This window comes from Pantoea sp. FN0302, assembly GCF_050113775.1.
Taxonomy (GTDB): domain Bacteria; phylum Pseudomonadota; class Gammaproteobacteria; order Enterobacterales; family Enterobacteriaceae; genus Mixta; species Mixta alhagi.
Window position 1 is genome coordinate 35,909 of sequence record NZ_JBNJSM010000008.1, and the last position, 25,427, is coordinate 61,335.

General features: G+C 54.9%; 27 protein-coding genes. 19 read left to right on the plus strand and 8 right to left on the minus strand.

Annotation, left to right across the window (positions count from 1 at the left end):
* Genes hemX through hemC form a run of 3 tightly spaced genes read right to left on the minus strand, consistent with a single transcriptional unit; the run spans position 1 to position 2,845 of the window.
* Positions 1–1,143 carry a uroporphyrinogen-III C-methyltransferase gene (gene hemX / locus ACQE32_RS18770; RefSeq protein WP_250651140.1) on the minus strand — a complete coding sequence of 381 codons (1,143 nt, stop codon included), beginning with the start codon at positions 1,141–1,143 and terminating at the stop codon, positions 1–3.
* Between the two features lie 17 nt (positions 1,144–1,160).
* Positions 1,161–1,907 (minus strand): uroporphyrinogen-III synthase, encoded by a 747-nt coding sequence (hemD, locus tag ACQE32_RS18775; RefSeq protein WP_426975088.1) that lies wholly within the window; start codon positions 1,905–1,907, stop codon positions 1,161–1,163.
* On the minus strand, positions 1,904–2,845 hold the full coding sequence (gene hemC, locus ACQE32_RS18780; protein WP_085069454.1) for a hydroxymethylbilane synthase: 942 nt from the start codon (positions 2,843–2,845) through the stop codon (positions 1,904–1,906). The genes hemD and hemC overlap by 4 nt, the downstream gene beginning before the upstream one ends.
* Before the next feature lie 290 nt (positions 2,846–3,135).
* On the opposite strand from hemC, the gene ACQE32_RS18785 reads away from it, so the two are divergent.
* The 3 genes from ACQE32_RS18785 (at position 3,136) to ACQE32_RS18795 (ending at position 6,990) form a co-directional block, all read left to right on the plus strand.
* Positions 3,136–5,688, plus strand: a complete 2,553-nt coding sequence (locus tag ACQE32_RS18785) for a class I adenylate cyclase (RefSeq protein WP_426975089.1) — start codon at positions 3,136–3,138, stop codon at positions 5,686–5,688.
* A 193-nt stretch (positions 5,689–5,881) separates the two neighbouring features.
* Complete coding sequence (locus ACQE32_RS18790; RefSeq protein WP_427022246.1) at positions 5,882–6,565, plus strand: hypothetical protein; 684 nt, start codon at positions 5,882–5,884, stop codon at positions 6,563–6,565.
* 41 nt (positions 6,566–6,606) lie between these two features.
* On the plus strand, positions 6,607–6,990 hold the full coding sequence (locus ACQE32_RS18795) for a hypothetical protein (RefSeq protein ID WP_426982323.1): 384 nt from the start codon (positions 6,607–6,609) through the stop codon (positions 6,988–6,990).
* A gap of 60 nt (positions 6,991–7,050) precedes the next feature.
* Here ACQE32_RS18795 and cyaY (ACQE32_RS18800) read toward each other — a convergent pair whose 3' ends face one another.
* Complete coding sequence (gene cyaY / locus ACQE32_RS18800; protein ID WP_426975125.1) at positions 7,051–7,332, minus strand: iron donor protein CyaY; 282 nt, start codon at positions 7,330–7,332, stop codon at positions 7,051–7,053.
* A gap of 147 nt (positions 7,333–7,479) precedes the next feature.
* Between cyaY (ACQE32_RS18800) and ACQE32_RS18805 the strand changes: the two genes are divergently transcribed.
* Entirely contained in the window at positions 7,480–8,172 is a 693-nt protein-coding gene (locus ACQE32_RS18805) for a hypothetical protein (RefSeq protein ID WP_427022247.1), read from the plus strand.
* Positions 8,169–8,597: a hypothetical protein gene (locus tag ACQE32_RS18810; protein WP_426982321.1), complete on the plus strand. Its 429-nt coding sequence runs from the start codon at positions 8,169–8,171 to the stop codon at positions 8,595–8,597. Before ACQE32_RS18805 ends, ACQE32_RS18810 begins: the two co-directional genes overlap by 4 nt.
* A 51-nt stretch (positions 8,598–8,648) precedes the next feature.
* Here the strand turns inward: ACQE32_RS18810 and cyaY (ACQE32_RS18815) are convergent, their stop codons facing one another.
* Complete coding sequence (cyaY, locus tag ACQE32_RS18815) at positions 8,649–8,969, minus strand: iron donor protein CyaY (RefSeq protein ID WP_426982320.1); 321 nt, start codon at positions 8,967–8,969, stop codon at positions 8,649–8,651.
* A 168-nt stretch (positions 8,970–9,137) separates the two neighbouring features.
* Between cyaY (ACQE32_RS18815) and lptM the strand changes: the two genes are divergently transcribed.
* The 9 genes from lptM (at position 9,138) to ACQE32_RS18860 (ending at position 17,240) form a co-directional block, all read left to right on the plus strand.
* The gene (gene lptM, locus ACQE32_RS18820; RefSeq protein ID WP_250651134.1) at positions 9,138–9,362 is read left to right on the plus strand and encodes an LPS translocon maturation chaperone LptM; all 225 of its coding nucleotides are present in this window, start codon (positions 9,138–9,140) and stop codon (positions 9,360–9,362) included.
* A 29-nt stretch (positions 9,363–9,391) separates the two neighbouring features.
* Positions 9,392–10,216 (plus strand): diaminopimelate epimerase, encoded by an 825-nt coding sequence (gene dapF / locus ACQE32_RS18825; RefSeq protein ID WP_250652782.1) that lies wholly within the window; start codon positions 9,392–9,394, stop codon positions 10,214–10,216.
* Positions 10,213–10,914: a DUF484 domain-containing protein gene (locus ACQE32_RS18830; protein ID WP_426975095.1), complete on the plus strand. Its 702-nt coding sequence runs from the start codon at positions 10,213–10,215 to the stop codon at positions 10,912–10,914. The genes dapF and ACQE32_RS18830 overlap by 4 nt, the downstream gene beginning before the upstream one ends.
* Positions 10,911–11,819, plus strand: coding sequence for a tyrosine recombinase XerC (gene xerC / locus ACQE32_RS18835; RefSeq protein ID WP_426975096.1), 909 nt, complete (start codon positions 10,911–10,913; stop codon positions 11,817–11,819). The genes ACQE32_RS18830 and xerC overlap by 4 nt, the downstream gene beginning before the upstream one ends.
* Positions 11,819–12,535 (plus strand): 5-amino-6-(5-phospho-D-ribitylamino)uracil phosphatase YigB, encoded by a 717-nt coding sequence (yigB, locus tag ACQE32_RS18840; RefSeq protein WP_426975097.1) that lies wholly within the window; start codon positions 11,819–11,821, stop codon positions 12,533–12,535. Before xerC ends, yigB begins: the two co-directional genes overlap by 1 nt.
* A gap of 58 nt (positions 12,536–12,593) precedes the next feature.
* Positions 12,594–14,756, plus strand: a complete 2,163-nt coding sequence (gene uvrD / locus ACQE32_RS18845; protein WP_426975098.1) for a DNA helicase II — start codon at positions 12,594–12,596, stop codon at positions 14,754–14,756.
* Positions 14,757–14,937: 181 nt separating this feature from the next.
* Complete coding sequence (gene ysgD, locus ACQE32_RS18850) at positions 14,938–14,994, plus strand: YsgD/CorL family protein (protein WP_418304150.1); 57 nt, start codon at positions 14,938–14,940, stop codon at positions 14,992–14,994.
* A 144-nt stretch (positions 14,995–15,138) separates the two neighbouring features.
* Positions 15,139–16,092 (plus strand): magnesium/cobalt transporter CorA, encoded by a 954-nt coding sequence (gene corA / locus ACQE32_RS18855; RefSeq protein WP_085069473.1) that lies wholly within the window; start codon positions 15,139–15,141, stop codon positions 16,090–16,092.
* A 101-nt stretch (positions 16,093–16,193) separates the two neighbouring features.
* Positions 16,194–17,240: an AbrB family transcriptional regulator gene (locus ACQE32_RS18860; protein WP_426982318.1), complete on the plus strand. Its 1,047-nt coding sequence runs from the start codon at positions 16,194–16,196 to the stop codon at positions 17,238–17,240.
* Here the strand turns inward: ACQE32_RS18860 and rarD are convergent.
* Both rarD and ACQE32_RS18870 read right to left on the minus strand, forming a co-directional pair.
* Positions 17,220–18,119 (minus strand): EamA family transporter RarD, encoded by a 900-nt coding sequence (gene rarD, locus ACQE32_RS18865; protein WP_427022248.1) that lies wholly within the window; start codon positions 18,117–18,119, stop codon positions 17,220–17,222. The genes ACQE32_RS18860 and rarD overlap by 21 nt on opposite strands.
* A gap of 59 nt (positions 18,120–18,178) precedes the next feature.
* The gene (locus ACQE32_RS18870) at positions 18,179–18,649 is read right to left on the minus strand and encodes a thioesterase family protein (RefSeq protein ID WP_426975101.1); all 471 of its coding nucleotides are present in this window, start codon (positions 18,647–18,649) and stop codon (positions 18,179–18,181) included.
* Positions 18,650–18,840: 191 nt separating this feature from the next.
* On the opposite strand from ACQE32_RS18870, the gene pldA reads away from it, so the two are divergent.
* The 3 genes from pldA to rhtC all read left to right on the plus strand — a co-directional run bounded on the left by pldA (position 18,841) and on the right by rhtC (position 22,409).
* Positions 18,841–19,719 (plus strand): phospholipase A, encoded by an 879-nt coding sequence (gene pldA / locus ACQE32_RS18875; protein ID WP_426975102.1) that lies wholly within the window; start codon positions 18,841–18,843, stop codon positions 19,717–19,719.
* A 97-nt stretch (positions 19,720–19,816) separates the two neighbouring features.
* Positions 19,817–21,643 carry an ATP-dependent DNA helicase RecQ gene (recQ, locus tag ACQE32_RS18880; protein ID WP_085069483.1) on the plus strand — a complete coding sequence of 609 codons (1,827 nt, stop codon included), beginning with the start codon at positions 19,817–19,819 and terminating at the stop codon, positions 21,641–21,643.
* A gap of 136 nt (positions 21,644–21,779) precedes the next feature.
* Entirely contained in the window at positions 21,780–22,409 is a 630-nt protein-coding gene (gene rhtC, locus ACQE32_RS18885) for a threonine export protein RhtC (protein WP_250651126.1), read from the plus strand.
* 446 nt (positions 22,410–22,855) lie between these two features.
* Here the strand turns inward: rhtC and rhtB are convergent, their stop codons facing one another.
* A complete protein-coding gene (gene rhtB / locus ACQE32_RS18890) occupies positions 22,856–23,479 on the minus strand; it encodes a homoserine/homoserine lactone efflux protein (RefSeq protein ID WP_427022249.1) in 624 nt (207 codons plus the stop codon).
* A 99-nt stretch (positions 23,480–23,578) separates the two neighbouring features.
* Here rhtB and pldB point away from each other — a divergent pair, with 99 nt between their 5' ends.
* Both pldB and yigL read left to right on the plus strand, forming a co-directional pair.
* The gene (pldB, locus tag ACQE32_RS18895; protein ID WP_426975106.1) at positions 23,579–24,571 is read left to right on the plus strand and encodes a lysophospholipase L2; all 993 of its coding nucleotides are present in this window, start codon (positions 23,579–23,581) and stop codon (positions 24,569–24,571) included.
* A 48-nt stretch (positions 24,572–24,619) separates the two neighbouring features.
* Positions 24,620–25,420: a sugar/pyridoxal phosphate phosphatase YigL gene (yigL, locus tag ACQE32_RS18900; RefSeq protein WP_426975107.1), complete on the plus strand. Its 801-nt coding sequence runs from the start codon at positions 24,620–24,622 to the stop codon at positions 25,418–25,420.
* The last annotated feature ends 7 nt before the right edge of the window (positions 25,421–25,427 follow it).

Genomic DNA, 25,427 nt, shown 5'->3' on the forward strand with positions numbered 1-25,427 from the left:
TTACTCTCCCTGCTGCGGCTGTGCTGCCGGTTCAGCGGGCTGCGCCAGCAGGTTACGCACCCGCGTTTGCATCAGCTTGTCCAGCAACGGCTGGCTTTCCAGCGACTCCGGAATTTCCATTGAAACCGTCTGCTGGCTTAAATCATCAAGCTGCGCCAGGAAAGATTTGGTGCTGGCATCGCTGGTATCAAACCAGGCGCGTACCCAGGTCGATACGGTATCCACCGACTGCCGATAGATCTCATCCTGATGACGCGGCACCGCCTGGGCGGCAATAAGCAGGCGTGAGCGAATATTTTCACGCAGGTAAACATCCTGATTCGGCGCTAACAGCGGCTCTGCAGTATTGTCGCGGCGGCGGATGGTAATAAAATCATCCATAAAGTTGTGCCAGCTTTTTACCAGGTTCTGACGCCATTCTCGCAGCGAAGAGCTAAGTTCATTACTGTCAGCATCCATGGGCGCATCATCGCTGTCGTTATCCGCCAGACGCAGATTATCGACGCCGTTAGAGAGCTGATTCAGCTTTAAAATAATGCCGTCATAGTCAACCTGGCTCACCGCCGAAAGGTTGCTGATATCCTGGGTAATAGCCCGACGCACCGGAACCAGACTGGGATCGTTCATATCCGCAAGGCTGGCATCAGCACTTTTCAACAGCGCCGCTGCGGTAGTCACATCCTGATCGCTCCACAGCTTACGCCCGGCCAGTTTTACCAGATAATCGGCCTGCGCCAGTAGCCAGGTTCGAGAATCGTTACCTGAAATGGTGGCCACTTTTTCTTTCAATTCATCCAGCTGTTGGCTCAGGGCTGCCTGCTGGGCCTGGGCGGTATGCAGTTCGTTGCTCTGCGTGCTCAGCTGTTGTTTCAGCTGCGCTTTTTCGCGTTCGCTTTGCTGCGTCAGCGCGGAGATCTGTTCGCTTAACGTCTGGCTGACCTGCGCCTGTTGCTGCGCCTGATGACGCCCATTGACCCATAGCCCAGCCCCAATCGCCAACGCAACTACAATCGCCAGAGCACCCAGCGCGGTGCCGGTTTGGCCTGATGATTTACGCGTCGGTTTTTTTGCAGGCGGAGTCGTGGTTTCTACCGCAGGCGTTGTCTCTTCAACCATGGCGGAGGAATCTTTTTGTTCCGTCATTGTGGCACATCCCATTTTCAAGTTGTTTGTAACGCGCGCACCAGCGCGTCGTTATCAGCACCATCAGCTACCTTGATATTACGCCAGCCAAGTTCCTGGGCCAGGGTAGCCAAACGTTCGCTGACGACCAGTAGCCGACAGCCCAGCAGCCATTCCTCACGATCTATCGCAGGGAATAACCGATGAAGTTGTTGCAGCATCTCGCCGCTGGTAACCACCAGCGTATCAATACCGCGGTCACGCCAGCGTTTTCCTTCGCTGGGGCCATGATAAAACTTTTCACAACGCTGGTAGCACTCCAGGAAGCGAACCTCGGCTCCGCGCTGCGCCAGCGTGGTGCCAAGCAGTTCGCGACCACCGTTGCCGCGTAGGATCAACGCTTTTTTACCCTTCAGCCGCCGCAGCGTGGGCAATTGCAACAGCATTTCGCTGGTTTCATGCTCTGGCGGCCAGAGGACGTTCTGCCCGCACGCACGATGCAACGCCAGGGCGGTAGTGCGCCCTATAGCATAATAGTCCAGCGAAGCGGGCCATGTTAAACCCGTCTGCTGCAAACAGGGCTGCGCGTAATGCATAACATGCTGAGAAAGGACAAAAACCAGGTCGCCAGGCGCCAGGGCAGTAAGCTGCTGCGCCAGCTGCGCCAGTTCACGTCCAGGGGAAAACTCAATTAATGGAAAGCTCCAGGCCGTATGACCCAGCGCACACAGGCGCGTCACCAGCTCATCGCCTGAGGGGGAAGGGCGGGTGACAAGAATGCTCATGCTGGAGGATTTCCCTGATAAACCTCGCGCAAGATCTCTCGTGCGCCGTTCTGAAGCAGTTCATCCGCCAGGGAGATACCCAGCTGCTCCGCCTGAGTGCGCGGGCCGCGACGTTCGCCACGGATCATGGATGTACCATCTGGTGAACCCACCAGGCCGCGTAGCCAAATATCATCGCCTTCAAGCACGGCATAGCTACCGATCGGAACCTGACAGCCACCTTCCAGCCGCGTATTCATAGCGCGTTCCGCTTTTACACGCGTCGCGGTATCGTCATCATTTAATGCCGCCAGCAGCATAATGGTCTGTTCATCGTCCAGACGACACTCAATCCCCACGGCGCCCTGACCCACGGCAGGCAAAGAAACTTCGGCGGGGATGGCATAACGAATGCGATCCTGCAGGCCGAGGCGTTTCAGACCGGCGGCAGCCAGAATAATGGCGTCATATTCACCAGCGTCCAGCTTTGAGAGTCGCGTACCGACGTTGCCACGCAGCGAGCGAATCGTCAGGTCGGGCCGTAGCTCCGCCAGCTGACACTGACGACGTAGGCTGGAGGTGCCGACCACAGCGCCCTGCGGTAACGCATCCAGCGTGGCGTAGTGATTCGAGACAAAGGCGTCCAGCGGATCTTCGCGCTCACAAATGGTGACCAGGCCCAAACCTTGCGGAAATTCTACCGGCACATCTTTCATAGAGTGCACCGCGATATCGGCCCGGTTTTCAAGCATCGCCAGTTCGAGCTCTTTGACGAAAAGCCCCTTGCCGCCCACTTTTGCCAGCGGGGTGTCGAGAATAATGTCGCCGCGCGTTACCATCGGCACCAGCTCCACCTGCAGCCCCGGATGACAGGCCATCAGACGCTGCTGAACATATTGTGCCTGCCATAACGCCAGTGGACTTTGTCTGGTGGCAATTCTTAAAATTTTATCTAACATGCTTGATACCGTTTTGATCGTTCACTGATTATCCTATCATTGATACAGGAAGGCTGTCAGTTTCCACGATTTTTAGACGAGTAAAGGAAAGCGTAAAAGGGACAGGACAGATCGATCGGTGGATAAAGCGTGCTAAACTGTTAAGTAGCGCAACTTTCTTTACGGTCAATCTGCCAGGTGTTAGATTGATCACGTTTCCAGCAGTAATCTGCCCGAAAAATTTTTTAATGAAGCGGCGGAGTACGGAAACAGGGTTATTTATAAGCACTGGGACAATCAGGCGAGACGTCTTGTACCTCTACATTGAGACACTGAAACAGAGACTGGATGCCATCAACCAACTGCGTGTCGATCGCGCACTGGCTGCAATGGGCCCTGCTTTCCAGCAGGTATACGGTCTGCTGCCAACCCTATTACATCATCATCATCCTTTGATGCCGGGTTACCTTGAAGGTAACGTTCCCTACGGCATCAGCTTCTACACGTCCGATGAAAGCCAACTGCATTATTTGCAGGAAATTGAACGCAAGTCGAGCCAGCCTGTTGCGATACCGCCCAAAGGAGAGATGCCGATTACCGGCCTCTATTCTATGGGCAGTACCTCTTCCGTTGGACAGAACAGCACTTCCGACCTGGATATTTGGGTTTGCCATCAGTCATGGCTGGATGGTGAAGAGCGTCTGGCGCTGCAGAAAAAATGTCAGCTGCTGCAGAAGTGGTGCGCGGCGATGGGCGTTGAAGTCAGCTTCTTTCTGATCGACGAGAATCGCTTTCGCCATAATGAAAGTGGCAGCCTGGGCGGCGAAGATTGCGGCTCAACGCAGCATATATTACTGCTGGATGAGTTTTATCGTACCGCCGTGCGTATGGCTGGCAAGCGCATCCTGTGGAATATGGTGCCGGGTGAAGAAGAAGAGCATTACGACGACTACGTGATGTCGCTTTATGCGCAAGGGGTGCTCACGCCAAATGAATGGCTCGACCTGGGCGGGCTAAGTACGCTTTCTGCCGAAGAATATTTTGGCGCCAGCTTGTGGCAGCTCTATAAAAGCATCGACTCGCCCTATAAAGCCGTATTGAAAACCCTGCTGCTGGAGGCTTACTCCTGGGAGTATCCCCAGACTCGCCTGCTGGCTATGGATATCAAACAGCGCCTGCACGATGGCGAAATCGTGTCGTTCGGTCTTGATCCCTACTGCATGATGCTGGAGCGCGTAACGCACTATCTGACCAGCATCGACGATCATGCCCGACTCGATCTGGTACGGCGCTGCTTTTACCTGAAAGTCTGTGAAAAACTGTCGCAGGATGAAAGCGCGCATCGCTCCGGCTGGCGGCGCGAGATTCTGGCGCAGCTGGTCAGCGAATGGGGTTGGGACGAGGCGCGTCTTGCGGTGCTCGATAGCCGGGCCGACTGGAAAATCGAACGTGTGCGTGAAGCGCATAATGAACTGCTGGATGCGATGATGCAGAGCTATCGCAATCTGATTCGTTTTGCGCGCCGTAACAACTTAAGCGTTAGCGCCAGCCCGCAGGATATTGGCGTGCTGACGCGTAAGCTGTATGCCGCTTTTGAAGCGCTGCCGGGCAAAGTGACGCTGGTTAACCCGCAGATTTCGCCCGATTTGTCCGAAACGCATTTAACCTTTATTCATGTTCCGGCCGGGCGTGCTAACCGGTCAGGCTGGTATCTGTATAACCAGGCGCCGGATATGAGTTCGATTATCAGCCATCAGCCGCTGGAGTATAACCGCTACCTGAATAAGCTGGTGGCCTGGGCCTGGTTTAACGGCTTACTGACGGAAAGAACCCGTCTGCATATTAAAGGCAACGAAATCTGCGATCTGGCGCGGTTGCAGGAGCTGGTAGCGGATGTTTCGCACCATTTCCCGCTGCGGCTGCCGGCCCCTACGGCGAAAGCGCTCTACAGCCCGTGCGAAATTCGTCATCTGGCGTTGATCGTTAATCTGGAATATGACCCGACCGCCGCCTTCCGTAATCAGGTCGTGCATTTTGATTTCCGTAAGCTGGACGTGTTCAGCTTTGGCCAGCAGCAGCAGTGCCTGATCGGCAGTATCGACCTGCTTTACCGTAACTCGTGGAATGAAGTGCGTACGCTGCACTTCAGCGGCGAGCAGGCGATGCTGGATGCGTTAAAAACCATTCTCGGTAAGATGCATCAGGATGCAGCACCGCCCGATGCGGTTGAAGTGTTCTGCTATAGCCAGCATCTGCGCGGGCTGATCCGTACGCGCGTCCAGCAGCTGGTTTCCGAATGCATTGAGCTGCGTCTCTCCAGCACGCGTCAGGATCCGGGCCGCTTTAAAGCCCTGCGCGTCGCCGGTCAGACATGGGGGCTCTTTTTTGAACGCCTGGGCGTCTCGGTGCAGAAACTGGAAAACGCGGTGGAATTTTACGGCGCGATTTCCAACAACAAGCTGCACGGCCTGTCGATTAAAGTTGAGACCGAGCAGGTTCAGCTGCCGCCGGTGGTTAATGGCTATGCCAGCGAAGGGATCATCCAGTTCTTTTTTGAGGACACCAATAACGATAGCGGCTTCAATATCTATATTCTGGATGAGGCCAATCGCATTGAGGTTTATCACCACTGCGAAGGCAGCAAAGAGGAGCTGGTGCGCGACGTGAGCCGCTTCTACTCCTCTTCGCACGATCGTTTTACCTACGGCTCCAGCTTCGTTAATTTCAACCTGCCGCAGTTTTACCAAATTGTCAGCGTAGATAATCGCACCCAGGTCATTCCCTTCCGTAGCCAGACTCTCACCCAGCTGTGCGCTAACCAGCCGGACAGCAACGACTATCCGCAGCGCTTCCAGGTTTACTAAGCCAGTAGCATCACGCTGTTGCAGCCACCCGGACCGGCGTCTGCCAGACGATCACGTTATCCCGGGCAATGCCCTTTTCCTGGTACATTTTCGAGACAGGTCTTAAGTGTGCGGCTGCGCTTCTCCCTTATTTTGCTTATGGCACGGGCTGTTTTTTCGCCAAAACCTTGTTGTTAACCATGCAGGGATAGCTATGAGCAAACGTAAGGATATTATTGATCCCCAGGCATCAGGGACAAAAGAGTATGGGTTGATCTATTCAGAAGTTTTAGGCTGGATAGATTTAGGGCATGCGCGTGGGGGTGATATAACGGATTGCCTTGGACAAATGGAAAGGGGCGAGGCCAGCGGGCAGCCTTACTATCTGGTTGAGTATCAGCAAACAATGACGTACAAGCAGGTTCGTACCGGCCGCTGTTCGCGCTGGAATATCAAACGAGGGCGAACGCTTGCAGAAAGGCACAGCATTACGCTGGCGATGATGATGGAAACGGCGATTGCGTTCGAGAACTGGCAGTCGATGCCGTTTTTTAGCTGGTACACCGACAGCGGCTTCAGCGCTGAGGATTTGGTTTCAGATCTGTTGGGCTTTTATAAAGTTGTGCAGCCACAAAATTACTGGCCCTGGCTGAAAATAGTCAGCAAAGAGGCGGCGCTCAGGCGCTGGGACTACTATGGCGCGCTGGGCAGTTTTAAAATCAAAGGATTTAACCCGCTGCTGTTCCCGGATCCCGCTGATACACGTATTCCTCATATTCCTTATAAAGGCAGGCTGCCGAATTTTATGATGTCGATTAGGCCGTTTACCCGGTTTGATTCTGATATTGTCCGTCGTATTGATGCCGGGGCGCAGGTTACTGTGGGATGGGAACGTTAATAAAAAATATGAAATGGCTAACGCGCACGCTGGGGTTAACGGTGGTAATGGTTATCGCCCTGGTTTTAGCCGACTGTAAAATGATGGGCGTGGCAGAAAAGAGCCCTGGTTTTAAACAGAGCGACTGGTGGCTTTATTACTCTTACGTTGATAACGAGCTCAAAAATGCGCCGCGTATTTCAGATGATTATTACTTTCGCTATGGGATGATGGACGGTCCTTCGCCAGAAATGAGCGCTATTATCTTTAATGGCGCAACGGATACCGCTGAGTTAGAAAACTACCTGACGGCTTTAGGATATCGGTATGTCCCTGACGATGAGTGGGGCGGACACTGGGAAAGAGAGGGCCGGCGGAAAACTGAATTTTATATATGGCAAAATAAAGAGCAGCAGATCATCCGGTTGACGAAATATAGTTTATAAACCAAAGCCCCGCTGGGGCTTTGCCTCTTAAACCGTCCCAGGCTCAAACCCGGCAAGCGCTTAACTCAACGTGATCTTTTCGCCCGCCTGCGCGCTACAGGCTTCCGACAGCAGTTGCCAGAATTCAGCGCCGCTGCGGTTGCAAATCCAGCTGCCGCTTTGATAATCGAAATGGTAACCGCCACCTTTGGTCGCCAGCCATACCTGGTGCAGCGGCTCCTGGCGATTGATAATAATTTTGCTGCCGTTCTCAAAAGTGAGCGTCATAATTCCGGCATGGAGTTCATAATCGATATCGCTGTCGCCCTCGTAAGCGTCAAGCTGCCCGGTGTCACGCTGCATATCGTCTGGAAAGGGCCGGGAAATCCGCTCTATCTTCCCCATTTTCGAGACAGGTCTTAAGTGCGCGGCTGCGCTTCTCCCTTAATTTGCTCATAGTACAGGCTGTTTTTTCGCCAAAACCTTGTTGTTAACCATGCAGGGATAGCTATGAGCAAACGTAAGGATATTATTGATCCCCAGGCATCAGGGATAAAAGATACTGGGCTGGTTTATTCAGAAATTTTAGGCTGGATAGATTTAGGGCATGCGCGTGGGGGTGATATAACGGATTGCCTTGGGCAAATGGAAAGGGGCGAGGCCAGCGGGCAGCCTTACTATCTGGTTGAGTATCAGCAAACAATGACGTACCAGCCATTTAGCACCGGCCGCTGTTCACGCTGGAATATCAAACGAGGGCGAACGCTTACTGAAAGGCACAGCATTACGCTGGCGATGATGATGGACACGGCGATTGCGTTCGAAAACTGGCAGTCGATGCCGTTTTTTAGCTGCTACACCGACAGCGGCTTCAGCGCTGAGGATTTGGTTTCAGATCTGTTGGGCTTTTATAAAGTTGTGCGGCCGCAAAATTACTGGCCCTGGCTGAAAATAGTCAGCAAAGAGGCGGCGCTCAGGCGCTGGGGCTACTATGGCGCGCTGGGCAGTTTTAAAAACAAAGGATTTAACCCGCTGCTGTTCCCGGATCCCGCTGATACACGTATTCCTCATATTCCTTATAAAGGCAGGCTGCCGAATTTTATGATGTCGATTAGGCCGTTTACCCGGTTTGATTCTGATATCGTTCGTCGTATCGACGCCGGAGCGCAGGTCACCGTTGGATGGGACGTTAAGAAAAAATGAAATGGCTTAAGTGGGCGCTGATGCTACTGCTGGTGGTACTGGTAATTAACGTTGTCGACTTTTTTTACATCAATACCAGCCTGATAAATAAGGCAGAGCGGAATCCCGGCTTCAAACAGAGCGAGCGGAGGCTTTATCACCTTTTCGTCGATGAAGATATCAAAAATGCGCCGCGTATAACTGATGATTATTACTTTCGCTTTCGCCGGATGGATGGCCCTTCTCCTGAAATTAGCGGTATTGTCTTTAATGGCACAACGGAAACGGCGGCATTAGAAAAGTATCTGACGGCTTTGGGGTATCAGCATGTCTCTGACGATGAGATTGGTCAACGCTGGGAAAAGGATGGCCGTACGGCCCCCAACATTTATATATGGCGCGATACAGAGAGCAGTATCATCTTTCTGACCAAATATTCTCTATAGAACAAAGCCCCGCTGGGGCTTTGTCTTTTGAACCGTTAAGAATTCAGGCAGTTAGCGCAAAGTAACCGGCTCGCCCGCCTGCGCGCTACAGGCTTCCGACAGCAGTTGCCAGAATTCAGCGCCGCTGCGGTTGCAAATCCAGCTACCGCTTTGATAATCGAAATGGTAACCGCCACCTTTGGTCGCCAGCCACACCTGGTGCAGCGGCTCCTGACGATTGATAATAATTTTGCTGCCGTTCTCAAACGTAAGCGTCATAATTCCGGCATGGAGTTCATAATCGATATCGCTGTCGCCCTCCCAGGCGTCGAGCTGCTCTTCCAGCGTTAACATTAGATCGTCAGCTAACTGGTGAAATTCACTGTCTTGCATCATTGCTTCCTTTAAGTTTTGGTCGAGTATAGCGCGCCGGGAGCCGTTGCAACATCGTCTGATAAGAGAGAGATGCAGCACATCACGTCACCTTTTCCTGTTGCTTTTCCAAAGTCAGCTGCGATGATAAGCAACCATGAATATGCATCAATCATAAGCAGGAATACCATGAAGAAAACCATTTGTCGGCTGGCAATGGCGCTGGCGTTAACCAGCCTGGCTGGCTGCGGACTGAAAGGGCCGCTCTATTTTCCGCCGCAGGATAAGCCGAAACAGAGTTCACCACAGCCATCGGCCGGACAGTCCACTTCTTCTTCAACGGCGACCCAGCCGGATGGCCAACAGGACACTAACCTGACCAGCCCGGATGCGGATATGCAAGCGACGCAGTAATCATGATGGCCCAGCCGGCGGAGCAGAAAATGCAGTTCTCGAAAATGCACGGTCTTGGTAATGACTTTATGGTCGTTGATGCCGTCACGCAAAATGTCTATTTCTCGCCGGAGCTGATCCGCCGCCTTGCGGATCGTCATCTGGGCGTGGGCTTCGATCAGTTGCTGATCGTTGAGCCGCCGTACGATCCCGATCTTGATTTTCACTACCGGATTTTTAACGCCGACGGCAGCGAAGTGGCGCAGTGTGGCAACGGCGCGCGCTGTTTTGCCCGTTTTGTCCGTCTGAAAGGGCTGACGAATAAAAGCGATATCCGGGTCAGTACCCAAACGGGACGTATGGTGCTGAGCGTCACCAGTGACGAGCTGGTGCGCGTAAATATGGGCGAACCTAATTTTGAGCCGCAGCAGGTACCGTTTCGCGCCAACAAAGCGGAAAACCTGTACCTGCTGCGCGTCGCTGAGCAGACGCTGATGTTTGGCGTGGTTTCTATGGGCAATCCGCATTGCGTTATCCAGGTTGCCAGCGTCAAAACGGCGGCGGTGGAGACGTTGGGACCGATACTGGAAAGCCATGAGCGTTTCCCGGAGCGGGTAAATGTCGGCTTTATGGAAGTGGTTAGCCCGGAACATATCCGTCTGCGCGTTTACGAGCGCGGCGCGGGAGAGACGCAGGCCTGCGGCAGCGGAGCCTGTGCAGCAGTTGCCAGCGGCATACAGCAGGGATTACTGGCGGAAAAAGTGCGTGTCGATCTGCCCGGCGGCACGCTGCACATCGCCTGGAAAGGGCCGGGGAATCCGCTCTACATGACCGGACCGGCCACGCATGTTTACGATGGGTTTATTCATTTATGAAAAATGTCGAAGAGACAGCCTCAGAGCTGATGCTAAACGACGAAGCGGTAGGTGACTACCTGCGGCAAAATCCGGACTTTTTTATTCGCAATGCGCGCCAGGTAGAACAAATGGCGGTGCCGCATCCGGTGCGCGGCACCGTATCGCTGGTGGAATGGCATATGGCGCGGCAGCGTAACCATATTCAACAGCTGGAAGAAGAGATTACTCAGCTGATGGAGCAGGCATCTGCGAATCACCAGTTATTTGATCGCCTGCTTAGCCTGCAAAGCCACCTGGCCTCCGCGCCTTCGTTACAGGATATGCTAAACCGCCTGCAACGCTGGGCGCGTGATTTAGGCCTGGCCGGGGCGGATGTACGGCTATTCAGCGACCGCTGGCAGTTGGGCGCGCCGTCGAGCTTTACGCAACTGGCGCTATCGCGTCAGGCGTTTGAACCCGTGCGTATTCAGCTGCTGGGTAAAGAGCAGCACTATCTGGGCAGCCTGAACGGGCCGGAGCTGTTGCTGTTGTTGCCGCAGGCGCGCTCGGTGGGTTCAGTGGCGATGTCGCTGTTTGGCGAGCGTGGCGACCTGGGCGTATTGATCTTCAGCAGTCGCGATATGCATCATTATCAGCCCGGACAGGGCACGCTGCTGCTGCATTATCTGGCGCTGATGCTGCCGGAACTGTTGAACCGCTGGATAGCGCGCACATGAATACGATCGTGCCGCTGCAGGCCGCCGTGGACGGTTTCTTGCGCTATGTTCAGGTAGAGCGCCAGCTCAGCCCGTTAACGCATGAAAACTATGCGCGCCAGCTTACGGTGCTGACGGAACAGGTCAGTGAAATGAACATCACTGACTGGACGCAACTGGAACCGATGCATGTGCGGTCGCTGGCGGCAAAAGGGCGTCGTGCCGGTTTACAGCCGGCGAGCCTGGCGCTGCGGCTTTCCGCTCTGCGCAGTTTTTTAGACTGGCTGGTCAGCCAGGGCGTGCTGAAGGCCAATCCGGCCAAAGGTATTGCCACGCCGCGCGCGCCGCGACATCTGCCGAAGAATATTGATGTCGATGAAGTTAATCAGCTATTGAGCATTGACCAAAACGATCCGCTGGCGGTGCGCGACCGCGCCATGATGGAAGTGATGTATGGCGCAGGGCTGCGTCTTTCCGAGCTGGTTGGCATCGATCTGCGCCATCTCGATCTGGAAGCGGGTGAAGTCTGGGTTACCGGCAAAGGCAGCAAAGAGCGCCGTTTGCCTATTGGGCGCACAGCGGTTGAATGGATTGAAAAGTGGCTAACGCTGCGTGCAGGCTTCGCGCCCAACGGCGATGCGCTGTTCATCTCAAAAGAAGGCAAGCGTATTTCGGTGCGCAATGTGCAGAAACGCTTCGCCGAATGGGGCGTTAAGCAAGGCGTCAGCAGCCACGTTCATCCTCACAAGCTGCGCCACTCTTTTGCCACGCATATGCTGGAATCCAGCGGTGATTTACGCGCGGTACAGGAGCTACTGGGTCATGCCAGCCTCTCGACAACGCAAATCTACACCCATCTCGACTTTCAGCACCTGGCGTCAGTGTATGATGAAGCGCATCCACGCGCCAAACGAGGAAAATCCTGATGCATTTTTACCGTCGGCTGCAGCCGATCAAAGCGATTACCTTCGATCTGGATGACACGCTGTATGACAACCATCCGGTGATCCTGAAAACCACGCGGGAATCGCACCGCTTTTTGCAGTCATGGCATCCCGATCTGCATGATTTTTCGGTGGAAGCCTATCAGCAGCTGCGCAATCAACTGCTGGCGCAGGAACCTGATATCTGTCATGACGTCACGGAATGGCGGCGGCGCACCGTGGAACTGGCGATGCTGAATATCGGCCTGACGCCTGCCGAGGCGCAGGAAGGTGCGGATAAGGTCATGGAAGTGTTCGCCCACTGGCGTAGCCAGGTTGATGTCCCACCGGAAACGCACGTGGCGCTGGCGGCGCTGGCGGAGCGGGTTCCGCTGGTGGCGATAACCAACGGCAACGCCGAACCCCATCTGTTCGGGCTTGACCGCTATTTTCAGTTTGTGCTGCGTGCCGGCCCGCACGGGCGCGCGAAACCGTATCAGGATATGTATCATCTGGCGGCGCAGCGATTAAAACTCGCGCCGGAAAATATCCTGCACGTGGGTGACGATCTCACTACCGATGTGGCTGGCGCGGTGCGCTACGGTATGCAGGCCTGCTGGATCAATCTGCGTGAGGGCAACCTGATGCAGATTGACGATGCGCGACTATTGCCGCATGTAGAAATTACGCAGTTGGCATCGCTGACGGCGCTGATATAATCTTCTGTACAAATATCCAGTGACTTTGCTGGAGCGATTCTCCTGACTGACGGTGCTTATGGACGTTTCTGACCTGCTAAACAGCCTGAATGATAAACAGCGCGAAGCCGTGGCGGCTCCACGCAATAACCTGCTGGTGCTGGCAGGCGCGGGCAGCGGCAAGACACGCGTGCTGGTGCATCGTATCGCCTGGCTGCTAACGGTAGAGAACTGCTCGCCCTACTCAATTATGGCGGTTACCTTTACCAACAAAGCCGCCGCAGAGATGCGCCATCGTATTGAGCAGCTTATCGGCACCAGTCAGGGCGGCATGTGGATCGGGACGTTCCACGGTCTGGCGCATCGTTTGTTGCGCGCGCATCACCTTGATGCCCGACTGCCGCAGGACTTCCAAATCCTCGACAGCGAAGATCAGCTGCGCCTGCTGAAGCGGCTGATTAAGGCAATGAATCTGGATGAAAAACAGTGGCCGCCGCGTCAGGCGATGTGGTACATCAACGGCAAAAAAGATGAGGGTTTGCGTCCTCAGAATATTGAAAGCTACGGCAATCCGGTGGAGCAAACCTGGCTGCGCATTTATCAGGCCTATCAGGAATCGTGCGATCGTGCCGGGCTGGTTGATTTTGCCGAGCTGCTGCTGCGCGCCCATGAGCTGTGGCTGAATAAGCCGCACATTCTTAACCACTATCGTGAACGCTTCACCAACATCATGGTGGATGAGTTTCAGGATACCAACAATATCCAGTACGCCTGGATTAGAATGCTGGCTGGCGACAGCAGCCGGGTGATGATCGTTGGTGATGACGACCAGTCCATTTATGGCTGGCGCGGCGCGCAGGTGGAAAACATTCAGCGTTTCCTGAACGATTTTCGCGGCGCAGAAACCATTCGTCTGGAGCAAAACTATCGCTCCACCAACAATATCCTGAAGGCTGCCAACGCCCTGATTGCCAACAACAATGGCCGACTGGGAAAAGAGCTCTGGACCGACGGCAGCGACGGTGAGCCGATCTCACTCTATTGCGCTTTCAACGAGCTGGATGAAGCGCGCTTTGTGGTGAACCGTATCAAAGTGTGGCAGGAGAACGGCGGCGCGCTCAGCGACTGTGCGATTCTTTATCGCAGCAACGCCCAGTCACGTGTGCTGGAAGAGGCGCTGCTACAGGCCAGTATGCCGTATCGTATTTACGGCGGCATGCGCTTCTTTGAACGTCAGGAGATCAAAGATGCACTCGCCTACCTGCGCCTGATCGCCAACCGTAACGATGATGCCGCCTTTGAACGTGTGGTAAATACGCCGACGCGCGGCATTGGCGATCGCACGCTGGACGTGGTGCGCCAGGCGTCGCGTGACCGTCAGCTAACGTTATGGCAGGCGAGCCGCGAGTTGCTGCAGGAAAAGGCGCTGGCCGGACGTGCCGCTTCGGCGCTACAGCGCTTTACCGAACTGGTGGATTCGCTGGCGCAGGAAACGGCGGAGCTGCCTCTGCATATTCAAACTGACCGGGTGATCAAAGATTCCGGCCTGTGGCTGATGTATGAGCAGGAAAAAGGCGAGAAGGGCCAGGCGCGTATCGAAAACTTAGAAGAGCTGGTGAACGCCACGCGTCAGTACAGCTATCAGGACGAAGATCAAGATTTGATGCCGTTGCAGGCGTTTCTGTCGCACGCGGCGCTGGAAGCGGGTGAAGGCCAGGCTGATAAATGGCAGGACGCGGCCCAGCTGATGACCATGCATGCTGCCAAGGGGCTGGAGTTCAGCCAGGTCTTTATTGTCGGCATGGAAGAGGGGATGTTCCCCAGCCAGATGGCGCTCGACGAGGGCGGCAGGCTGGAAGAGGAGCGCCGTCTCGCCTACGTTGGCGTTACCCGCGCAATGAAAAAGCTGACGTTAACCTATGCGGAAACGCGTCGGCTCTACGGGAAAGAAGTTTATCATCGCCCGTCGCGCTTTATCGGTGAACTGCCGGAAGAGTGTGTGGATGAGGTACGCCTGCGCGCCAGCATTAGCCGTCCGGTTAACCATCAGCGGATGGGCACGCCGGTGGCGCAGAACGACAGCGGCTTTACGCTGGGGCAGCGCGTGCGCCACGCCAAGTTTGGCGAAGGCACCATCATCAACCTTGAAGGCAGCGGCGATCACAGCCGTCTGCAGGTCGCGTTTCAGGGGCAGGGCATTAAATGGCTGGTGGCCGCCTATGCGCGGCTTGAAGCGGTATAGCATTTGCCGCCGCGCTAAGCTGGCGCAGCCTGCTCTTGTCTGGTCGCATGCGCGTCAGACGACAATTTTCTCGCGTTACTGAAAAGTCCGGGCGCTGCCGCTGGCGGCGTCCTGCTTCGCTTGACGCCTTTTTCGTCTCAGCGTAACATGCGCGCACCATCACCCTAAGAGGACTTTCGCCTTGGACACTCCCAGTCGATGCTGGCTCACCTACCTTATTAACAGGTACAACCCCTAAGGCCATCCTCTTATGCTGATAGCCTTTGTGGTTGTCAGCGACCGCATTTCCCGTCGCACGAGTTAGCGTTTACCACCGACTGAAACTCAGGTTTCTGTGTTCCGGCGTATTGTCCCGTTTGAATGACCCATTGGGAGTACTGCTATGCTGAGCGCTTTTAAACTGGATCACAGCCGCCTTACACGCCTGGAACTGGAAGATACGCCGGAAGATCTGGTTTCTTCGGTTTGGGTCGATTTGATCGAGCCCGAAGAAGCAGAACGCGAGCGCGTACAAAATGAACTGGGTCAAAGCCTGGCGACCCGTCCCGAACTGGAAGATATCGAAGCCTCCGCACGCTTCTTTGAAGACGAAGATGGCCTGCATATTCACTCCTTCTTTTTCTATGAAGATGCCAAAGATCACGCAGGCAACGCCACCGTCGCCTTCACCATTCGCGAAGGGCGTCTCTATACGCTGCGCGAGCGCGAGCTGCCGGCGTTTCGTCTCTATCGTATGCGCGCCCGCAGTCAGACGCTGATTGACGGCAACGCCTATGAACTGTTGCTGGATCTGTTTGAAACCAAAATTGAACAGCTGGCAGATGAGATTGAAAACATCTACAGCGATCTGGAAAAGCTGAGCCGGGTGATTATGGAAGGGCAGCAGGGCGACGAGTTTGATCAGGCGCTCTCTACGCTGGCGGAGCTGGAAGATATTGGCTGGAAAGTTCGCCTGTGCCTGATGGATACCCAGCGTGCGCTGAATTTCCTGGTGCGTAAGGCGCGCTTGCCTAATAACCAGCTGGAGCAGGCACGGGAAATCCTGCGCGATATCGAATCACTGCTGCCGCACAATGAATCCCTGTTCCAGAAGGTTAACTTTCTGATGCAGGCGGCAATGGGCTTTATCAACATCGAGCAGAACCGCATTATCAAAATCTTCTCGGTGGTATCGGTGGTGTTCCTGCCGCCGACACTGGTGGCCTCAAGTTACGGCATGAACTTTGAGTTTATGCCGGAGCTGAAATGGAGTTTTGGTTATCCTGCCGCTATCGGCCTGATGATCCTCGCCGGACTGGCGCCCTATCTCTACTTCAAACGTAAAAACTGGCTTTAACGCTGCCGGGCCAGAGATCTTCTCCGGCCTGTTGTTGCTGGTATTCCCGACGGGTTGGACGTAACCTTACGTTTTTCAAGCCTCTGTGATCGTTCCTTTCTATGGAAAAGCTCTCGCGCAATCAGCAGTGGTTAACGCTTATCGGCGTTTCCCTGCTGCTGGGTTTTATACTGCAATATTTTCATGTACCGGCCGCGCTGCTGCTGGGCCCGATGATCGTCGGCGTAGTCATGGGGCTGCTGGGCGCGACGCTGCGTATTGATAAGCGGCTGTTTATTCTCTGTCAGGCGGTGCTGGGCTGCATGATCGCGCAAAGCCTGTCGCCCTCGGTTATCGAGCCGCTGATTGCCGACTGGCCGATTGTGCTGACGGTTCTGCTGCTGACGCTGGCAGCCAGCGGGCTGTCTGGCTTCTTGCTGGTGCGCTACAGTGATTTGCCCGGGCCAACCGGCGCGTGGGGTTCTTCGCCAGGCGGGGCATCAGCGATGGTGGCGATGGCTGCGGATTATGGCGCTGATGCGCGGCTGGTGGCGTTTATGCAGTATCTGCGCGTGCTGTTTGTCGCCACCGCCGCAGCGATGGTGGCGCGTATCGGTTTGGGTGATGATGCGCAGCATGCCGCGCCGCAGCTCTGGTTTCCGCCGCTGGATATGCGTTTTGTTATTACGCTGGGCATTGTGCTGCTGGGGGCGTTTCTGGGGCAGCGTTTTCGCATCCCTTCCGGCGCGCTGCTGCTGCCTGCGCTGGCGGGCGCGGCCCTGCAAAGCAGCGGGACAGTAGAGCTACAGGTGCCGGAGTGGTTGCTGGCGACCGCCTACGCATTGATCGGTTGGTCGGTTGGGCTACGCTTTACGCGCCCGATATTTCGTCTGGCGCTGCGCACGTTACCGCAGATGCTTGCCTCTATTATCGGGCTAATGCTGTTGTGTGGCGCGATGGCCTGGATGCTGACGAAGCTGCTGGATATCGATCTGCTGACTGCTTATCTGGCAACCAGCCCTGGCGGGCTGGATACCGTGGCGATTATCGCGGCAGGGAGCCGCGTTGACATCGCTTTTGTTATGGCGCTACAAACCCTTCGGCTGTTTACCATTTTGCTTACCGGCCCGGCGCTGGCGCGTTTTATATCACGCTTTGCGCGTTCCTGACCGGCGCAGGGTATAGAGCGCATCAATAATAAACAGCGCCAGCGCCAGCCAGATAAAGCCAAAAGTGACCGCTTTATCTGGCGTCATGATTTCGCCATAAAACAGCACCGCCAGCAGGAACATCAGCGTAGGGCCGAGATATTGAAAAAAGCCCAGCGTCGACAGACGCAGATGCGTGGCGGCGGCGGTGAACAGCATCAGCGGAATGGTGGTGACGACCCCGGCGGCGATCAGCAGCAGGTTGAGCGAGGCGCTATTGTTACCGAGATGGCTGGTGGCACTGTCGGCAATGCCAAACAGATAAATCGACGCCAGCGGAAACAGCCATAATGTTTCAATCAACATCCCGCTCTGGGCATCTACCGCAATTTTCTTACGCACAAGCCCATACAGGGAAAAGCTCAATGCCAGCCCCAGCGCGATAATTGGCAGCGAACCAAACTTCCACAGCTGCACCAGTACGCCGCAGGTTGCCAATGCCACCGCAACCCACTGCATGCGCCGAAAACGTTCGCCCAGAAACACCATGCCGATGACCACGTTCAGCAGAGGATTAATAAAATATCCCAGGCTGGCCTCCAGCATATGGTGATTATTTACCGCCCAGATAAACAGCAGCCAGTTGCCACCGACCAGCGTGGCGGAGACCGCCAGCAAAAGCACCTTTTTAGGCTGCTGAATGACCGATGTTACGCGCCGCCAGCTGCGGGTCAGTGAGATAAGCCCCAGCATAAACAGCGCCGACCAGATAACGCGATGCGTCATGATCTCGCCGGGAGCAACGTCCTGAAGTAGTTTGAAATAGGCGGGCGCTATGCCCCAGATAAAATAAGCGCACAGCGCACAGAAAATACCCTGGCGCGTTTGTTGTGTATCCATCACCTTGTTCTCGGGGTAAAGGCGCAAGTGTAAAGGAAAAGCGGGCGCAGCGGTGAAAATTAGCCGACCAGATAGGTTGCGGTAGCGCTGGCGATATGAACGCCCGCATCGTTATGCAACTCCACACGCGCCACGGAAATTTTATTGCCGGCGCGCAGTAAGCTACTGGCGGCAATAAAATGCTCCCCGCGTCCGGGCCGCAAGTAATCTACGCGCAGATCAATGGTTCCCATGCGCGCCAGACGCTGGCGTAATTCCTGTTCGGTAATCTTCTCATGTCGCGTCAGCGAGGCAGTGACGCACACCAGGCCCGCCGCCACATCCAGCACTGAGGCAATAACGCCGCCATGCAAAATCTGTTGGGCTGCATTGCCCACCAGCATCGTTTTACTGGCAAAACGCAGTTCGGCGTAATCGGCATCAAGGCGTTTTAGCTCCAGGCCGAGCGCCTGATTAAAGGGCATATGATAAACAAATATCTCGCCAATAAGCTGACGTGCCGCTGTCGAAGTTAACTGAGTCTCTGACATAAAAGGATTTTCCTGAAGCCCATGCGTAATGTGCGATCATGTTAACAAATTGTGTATTCTATGCTGCCAGGAAAGTGCTTTCCACTTTCAGAAAACAGCGCTGAATTCATCCGGGAATTGTGTGTAGAATGGCCTGCTTTTTTTACATAATGGCCCTTTGAATGGCACACAGCGCTTCACCGGAGAATACTATGCGGATGCTAAGAGGATTAGTTGCGGCGGCCTTATTACTGCCCGTATTGGCGCAGGCTAAAGAAGCCACCGTCAAGGAAATACATGATGCCCCAGCGGTACGCGGCAGCATTATCGCTAACCTGCTGGAAAAGCATGATAATCCCTTTGTGCTGTATCCCTATGAACGCAACTATCTGCTCTATACCTGGACCAGCGACCTTAACAGGGAAGCCATTGAGTCCTATGATTGGGCTGACAACGCGAAAAAGGATGAGGTACAATTCCAGCTCAGCCTGGCGTTTCCTTTATGGCGCGGTATTCTGGGCGATAATTCGGTGCTGGCCGCTTCTTATACCCAACGTTCCTGGTGGCAGCTCTCTAACCGTGGCGAGTCATCGCCTTTCCGTGAAACAAATTACGAACCACAAATTTTTCTCGGTTGGGCAACGGATTACTCGTTTGCCGGCTGGACGCTGCGCGATGTGGAGTTTGGCTTTAGCCATCAGTCCAATGGGCGCTCCGATCCTACTTCCCGCAGCTGGAACCGCGTTTATGCGCGCCTGATGGCGCAAAACGGCAACTTCCTGGCGGAAATTAAGCCCTGGTATCGCCTGTCAGAAGGCTCCAGCAGCGATGATAACCCTGACATCACTAAATACATGGGTTACTATCGCGCCAAACTGGGCTACCAGATGGGCGACAGCATTTTCAGCATTCAGGGTACCTATAACTGGAATACCGGTTACGGCGGCGCGGAACTGGGCTGGAGCTATCCGATTAGCGAGCATGTGCGTTTTTATACCCAGGTATTCAGTGGCTACGGCGAATCGTTAATCGATTATAATCACCGCCAGACTCGCGTCGGCGTTGGCGTAACCTTAAACGATCTGTTCTGATCCAGGCGCGCCCGGCGGGTCTGTCACTTAGCTATTCTCTCTTCGGGCGGCATGCCGCCCGTCAAGTCATCATTATGCAGTGCAATACGGGGAAGACGTGTCTACGGCGGCAGTAATCAATCACGAAGCGCTGGCTGAACAGGTATTACGTGATACCTTCGGCTATCAGCAGTTTCGCCCCGGGCAGCAAACCATCATTCAGGCGTCGCTGAGCGGCCGGGATTGTCTGGTGGTGATGCCCACTGGCGGCGGAAAATCGCTCTGTTATCAAATTCCGGCCTTGCTGCGCGACGGCCTGACGCTGGTCGTTTCTCCGCTTATCTCGCTGATGAAAGATCAGGTCGATCAGTTGCTGGCGAATGGCGTAGCGGCAGCATGCCTGAACTCATCGCAAACACGGGAAGAGCAGCAGGCGGTGATGGCGGGATGCCGTAGCGGCGAGGTGCGATTGTTGTATATCGCGCCGGAACGCCTCATGATGGATAACTTCCTTGACAGCCTGACGCGCTGGAACCCGGCGATGCTGGCGGTAGACGAAGCGCACTGTATTTCCCAGTGGGGCCACGATTTCCGTCCTGAATATGGTGCGCTGGGTCAGCTGCGTCAGCGTTTTCCAGCGCTGCCGGTGATGGCCTTAACGGCCACCGCCGACGAAACCACCCGTAACGATATTGTTCGGTTGCTGCAGCTTGAGGATCCGCTGATTCAGATCAGCAGTTTCGACCGGCCCAATATTCGCTATATGCTGGTAGAAAAATTCAAGCCTACCGAGCAGCTGTTGCGTTACGTACAGGATCAGCGCGGCAAAAGCGGCATCATTTACTGCAACAGCCGGGCCAAAGTAGAAGACACTGCCGCCCGCCTGCAAAGTCGCGGTCTGAGCGTTGGCGCCTATCATGCCGGAATGGACAACGCGCATCGAGCCCAGGTGCAGGAGGCTTTTCAGCGCGACGATTTACAAATCGTGGTGGCGACTGTCGCTTTCGGTATGGGCATCAACAAGCCCAACGTCCGCTTTGTGGTGCATTTTGATATTCCACGTAATATCGAATCTTACTATCAGGAAACCGGCCGCGCCGGACGTGATGGCCTGCCGGCCGAGGCGATGCTGCTCTACGATCCAGCGGATATGGCCTGGCTACGTCGCTGTCTGGAAGAGAAGGCGCCCGGTCCGCTGCAGGATATCGAACGCCATAAGCTTAATGCAATGGGCGCTTTCGCCGAAGCGCAAACCTGTCGCCGTCTGGTGCTGCTGAACTATTTTGGCGAAGGTCGCCAGCAACCATGCGGCAACTGCGATATCTGTCTCGATCCGCCACGACGCTATGATGGCCTGGTTGAGGCGCAAAAGGCGCTCTCCACGATTTACCGCGTTGGTCAGCGTTTCGGCATGGGCTACGTGGTGGAAGTACTGCGCGGTGCCAGCAACCAGCGCATTCGCGATCAGGGGCACGATAAGCTGCCGGTATATGGTATCGGTCGCGAGCAAAGCCACGAGCACTGGGTCAGCGTATTGCGCCAGCTGATTCATCTGGGGCTGGTGGCACAGAACATCACGCTACATTCAGCGCTACAGCTTACCGAGGCGGCGAGGCCGATTTTACGGGGTGAAGCGCCGCTGATGCTGGCGGTGCCGCGTTTGGTCACCGTTAAGCCGAAATATAACAACCAGAAAAGCTACGGCGGCAACTACGATCGCAAGCTGTTTGCAAAATTGCGCAAGCTGCGTAAAGCGATTGCCGACGAAGAAAATATTCCGCCTTATGTGGTGTTTAACGATGCGACGCTGATTGAGATGGCGGAGCAGATGCCAATTACCGCCTCGGAAATGCTCAGCGTCAACGGCGTCGGACATCGTAAGCTGGAGCGTTTTGGTAAACCTTTCCTGGTAATGATCCGCGAACATGTGGATGGTGAAGAGTAAAACCCGCCCTAAAAATCGTGCGTGCAGCAATTACTGCAGATAACAGATGAACAGAATAGCCTTTGGCGTAATAATCACAGGCACCCCGGGATAGCCAGACGGCTGTCCCGTTTCATTTATCGGCAAGGAAACTGTTATGCTCGCGCTTTTTCTTACCGTCGCTGCAGTGCATTTGGTTGCACTGATGAGCCCCGGACCAGACTTCTTTTTTGTTTCGCAAACTGCTGCCAGTCGCTCCCGTAAAGAGGCGATGATGGGCGTGCTGGGCATCACGCTGGGCATTGTTATCTGGGCTGGCGTCGCGCTGATGGGATTACATCTGATCCTGCAAAAAATGGCGTGGCTGCACGAAGTGATTATGGTATGCGGCGGGATCTATCTGACCTGGCTGGGCTGGCAACTGATGCGCTCGGCGCGTCGGCAGCATCGTCAACCCGCTGCAGAAAATGCGGAAGTGCCGGTAGAGCTGGCAAAAAAAGGGCACAGTTTTCTCAAAGGCTTCCTGACCAATCTTTCTAACCCTAAAGCGGTTATCTATTTCGGCAGCGTTTTTTCACTGTTTGTTGGCGATGATGTCTCCGCAGGCGAGCGCTGGGGACTGTTCGTGCTGATTATCAGCGAAACGTTCGCCTGGTTTACGCTGGTGGCGGCGGTCTTCGCGCTCCCCTGGATGCGTCGCCAGTATCAGCGTATGGCGAAATGGATCGATGGCATGGCAGGGGTATTATTCGCCGGGTTCGGCATCCATCTGATCCTCTCCCGCTAGGTACGGCCTGGTTTACTGGCGATTTGCTGACCGGGCAGTACTCGCTTCCTCACGTATTATTATACGCTCGGATCGCTGCGTGCTGGCCGTCCAGCAACTGGCTGCGACACCAACGGCCTCTAACCGCAAAACAAGTATTCAGGGAAGCGGCAGACACTGAAGTCAGGGAAGCGGGGGCAGGCAGCGGAGTAAAGCCTCCGCGTCATGGATGACGCGGCGGAGCCTCCAGGGATGGATTCACGGCGTCTTTACGTAGCTGCCTGCCCCCGCTGAGCGAAACCTGAGCGTCTAATTCTCTGCCGCTGAGCGAAACCTGAGCGTCTAATTCTCTGCCGCTGAGCGAAACCTGAGCGTCTAATTCTCTGCCGCTGAGCGAAACCTGAGCGTCTAATTCTCTGCCGCTGAGCGGAGCCTGAGCATCTGATTCTCTGCCGCTCCAGCTCTTTCTAAGCCATACGTCGTGCGGAAGCCAACAGCGCTCCTACGGCAACAAACAGCCCGCCAAACACCCGATTTAACAGCTTCATCTGATGCGGCCCTTTAATCCAGACGCCAATACGCCGCGCCAGCGTGGCATAACCGATCATCACCACCACATCCACCACAATAGTTGTCACGCCTAAAACCAAATACTGCGCCGCCTGCGGTTGATGCGGAATAATAAACTGCGGAAACAGCGCCGCGAGAAAAACAATACTCTTGGGATTCGTCAGATTCACTAACACTGCACGCTGAAACAGACGGCGGCGCGGCATCGCCTCAGCAACCGCATCCAAATCGATCGCTCCTGCGGCCCGCCACTGCTGAATGCCCAGCCAAACCAAATAAGCGGCACCCGCCCATTTCAAAACCTCAAATGCCAACAGCGAGCGGGAAAACAGCGCGCCCAGCCCAATCCCCACTAACACGATATGCATGCCCAGCCCAACCTGCAAACCGGTAATAGATGCCGCCGCGCCGCGATAGCCGTGACTAATGCTGGTACTCATGGTATTTATCGCCACCGAACCGGGCGACAGGCTAAGAATGACCGTGGTTAACAGATAAGTCATCCACCATTCAATAGTCATGGTAACGCTCCCTGATTGCGCAGAATTGTGCCACAATACGCCATTGCCAGCGGCTGCGCTACGGCGGCGGCATGCCGAAAGCTGTAAGGGAGTCGAGCTATGACCAGTCATAAAAAACACTGGCCAACACGCGAGCAGGCGTTTGCTGCTTTTGCCACCGGGCCGCTGCTTGATTTCTGGCGTCAGCGCCAGGAGTGCGAATTTACTGGCGTAGAAAACGTACCGATTCGCTATGTGCGTTTCACATCGCCGCAACACGATAAAGTCATACTGATCGTGCCGGGACGCATTGAAAGCTACGTCAAATATCCAGAGCTGGCTTACGATCTCTGGCATTGCGGCTATGATGTCATCATCGTCGATCATCGTGGACAAGGTCGCTCCGGGCGGCTGCTAAAAGATGCGCATCGTGGCCATGTTGTGCACTTTGATCACTATGTCGATGATTTAGAAACGCTCTACCTGAAAGAATTGATCGCCGGACACTATCAACATCGCTATGCGCTGGCGCATTCGATGGGTGGTGCCATCCTGACGCTATTGCTGGCGCGGAATCCCGCCGCATTTAACGCTGCGGTACTGGCTTCACCGATGTTCGGCATCTATTTACCCATGCCCGCCTGGATGGCGCATCGAATCCTTGAATGGGCGGAAAAACGTCCGGCGATGCGCGATGGGTATGCTTTGGGAACCGGCAAATGGCGGGTGCGCCCGTTCAGCCTGAATCTGTTAACGCACAGCCGTGAACGTTACAGGCGCAGCCTGCGTTTCTATGCAGATGACCCCGCGATTCGGGTTGGCGGACCAACCTACCATTGGGTGCGCGAAGGCATACAGGCTGGACAAAACATCCTGAACAAGGCGGCGACCATCAGCACACCGCTGCTGCTGCTGCAGGCCGGCGATGATAAAGTCGTGGATAATCGCTCACAAGACCTTTTCTGTGCGGCAATGCAGGCCGCTGGCCATCCCTGCGAGGGCGGCAAACCCTATGTTATTGAAGGCGCGCGTCATGAGATCCTGTTTGAAAAAGACAATATGCGCGCCGAAGCTTTACATGCCATCGTCGATTTCTTCGCACGGCATGAATAAATTGCACTACTCAGAACCTTATCACTCTCTTCGAAACCAGAGGTTTTCATGTACCACGTAGTTGCTTCCGATCTGGATGGCACCCTGCTTTCTCCCGATCATCGTTTAACGCCATATACCAAAGAAACGCTCCGCTTGCTCACTGCGCGTGGCGTACACTTTGTTTTCGCCACCGGTCGTCATCATGTCGATGTGTCACAAATGCGTGATAACCTGGAAATCGAAGCGTATATGATCACCTCCAATGGCGCGCGCGTGCACAACACCGCTGGCGAGCTGATTTTCAGCCATAATCTCGATGAAGATATCGCTCGCGAACTCTATGCGATCAAATATGACGATGCCGACATCCTGACCAACGTCTACCGCAACGATGAGTGGTTTCTTAACCGTCATCGCCCGGAAGAAGAGCGCTACTTCCGTGAATCGGTCTTTACCTACCAGGTTTATGAGCCAGGCGTGCTGCCCACTGACGGCATCAGCAAAGTCTTTTTTATCTGCGATGATGCTGAAAAACTGGTACCGCTGGAAGAGGCGATTTTGGCACGCTGGGGCGATCGGGTTAACGTCAGCTTCTCTTTCCCAACCTGCCTGGAAGTGATGGCGGGCGGCGTTTCAAAAGGCCATGCGCTGGAAGAAGTCTCAAAACTACTGGGTTACTCGCTGGCATCCTCTATCGCCTTCGGCGACGGCATGAATGATAAAGAGATGCTGATCATGGCCGGAAAAGGCTACATCATGCGCAACGCGCATCAGCGTCTGAAAGATCTTTTGCCGGAAATGGAAGTGATTGGCTCTAATGCGGAAGATGCAGTGCCGCGTAAACTGCGCGAGCTGTTTCTGGGCTGATTGAAAA

Coding starts and splice junctions, on each gene's coding strand:
- yigB (WP_426975097.1), top strand. CDS start 11,819: ATGCATTTTTACCGTCGGCTGCAGCCGATCAAAGCGATTACCTTCGAT.
- pldA (WP_426975102.1), top strand. CDS start 18,841: ATGCGGATGCTAAGAGGATTAGTTGCGGCGGCCTTATTACTGCCCGTA.
- uvrD (WP_426975098.1), top strand. CDS start 12,594: ATGGACGTTTCTGACCTGCTAAACAGCCTGAATGATAAACAGCGCGAA.
- cyaY (WP_426982320.1), bottom strand. CDS start 8,969: ATGCAAGACAGTGAATTTCACCAGTTAGCTGACGATCTAATGTTAACG.
- ACQE32_RS18790 (WP_427022246.1), top strand. CDS start 5,882: ATGAGCAAACGTAAGGATATTATTGATCCCCAGGCATCAGGGACAAAA.
- ACQE32_RS18830 (WP_426975095.1), top strand. CDS start 10,213: ATGAAAAATGTCGAAGAGACAGCCTCAGAGCTGATGCTAAACGACGAA.
- cyaY (WP_426975125.1), bottom strand. CDS start 7,332: ATGCAGCGTGACACCGGGCAGCTTGACGCTTACGAGGGCGACAGCGAT.
- pldB (WP_426975106.1), top strand. CDS start 23,579: ATGACCAGTCATAAAAAACACTGGCCAACACGCGAGCAGGCGTTTGCT.
- yigL (WP_426975107.1), top strand. CDS start 24,620: ATGTACCACGTAGTTGCTTCCGATCTGGATGGCACCCTGCTTTCTCCC.
- ACQE32_RS18805 (WP_427022247.1), top strand. CDS start 7,480: ATGAGCAAACGTAAGGATATTATTGATCCCCAGGCATCAGGGATAAAA.
- ACQE32_RS18870 (WP_426975101.1), bottom strand. CDS start 18,649: ATGTCAGAGACTCAGTTAACTTCGACAGCGGCACGTCAGCTTATTGGC.
- ACQE32_RS18810 (WP_426982321.1), top strand. CDS start 8,169: ATGAAATGGCTTAAGTGGGCGCTGATGCTACTGCTGGTGGTACTGGTA.
- dapF (WP_250652782.1), top strand. CDS start 9,392: ATGCAGTTCTCGAAAATGCACGGTCTTGGTAATGACTTTATGGTCGTT.
- xerC (WP_426975096.1), top strand. CDS start 10,911: ATGAATACGATCGTGCCGCTGCAGGCCGCCGTGGACGGTTTCTTGCGC.
- hemC (WP_085069454.1), bottom strand. CDS start 2,845: ATGTTAGATAAAATTTTAAGAATTGCCACCAGACAAAGTCCACTGGCG.
- rhtC (WP_250651126.1), top strand. CDS start 21,780: ATGCTCGCGCTTTTTCTTACCGTCGCTGCAGTGCATTTGGTTGCACTG.
- ACQE32_RS18860 (WP_426982318.1), top strand. CDS start 16,194: ATGGAAAAGCTCTCGCGCAATCAGCAGTGGTTAACGCTTATCGGCGTT.
- hemX (WP_250651140.1), bottom strand. CDS start 1,143: ATGACGGAACAAAAAGATTCCTCCGCCATGGTTGAAGAGACAACGCCT.
- rarD (WP_427022248.1), bottom strand. CDS start 18,119: ATGGATACACAACAAACGCGCCAGGGTATTTTCTGTGCGCTGTGCGCT.
- rhtB (WP_427022249.1), bottom strand. CDS start 23,479: ATGACTATTGAATGGTGGATGACTTATCTGTTAACCACGGTCATTCTT.
- hemD (WP_426975088.1), bottom strand. CDS start 1,907: ATGAGCATTCTTGTCACCCGCCCTTCCCCCTCAGGCGATGAGCTGGTG.
- corA (WP_085069473.1), top strand. CDS start 15,139: ATGCTGAGCGCTTTTAAACTGGATCACAGCCGCCTTACACGCCTGGAA.
- lptM (WP_250651134.1), top strand. CDS start 9,138: ATGAAGAAAACCATTTGTCGGCTGGCAATGGCGCTGGCGTTAACCAGC.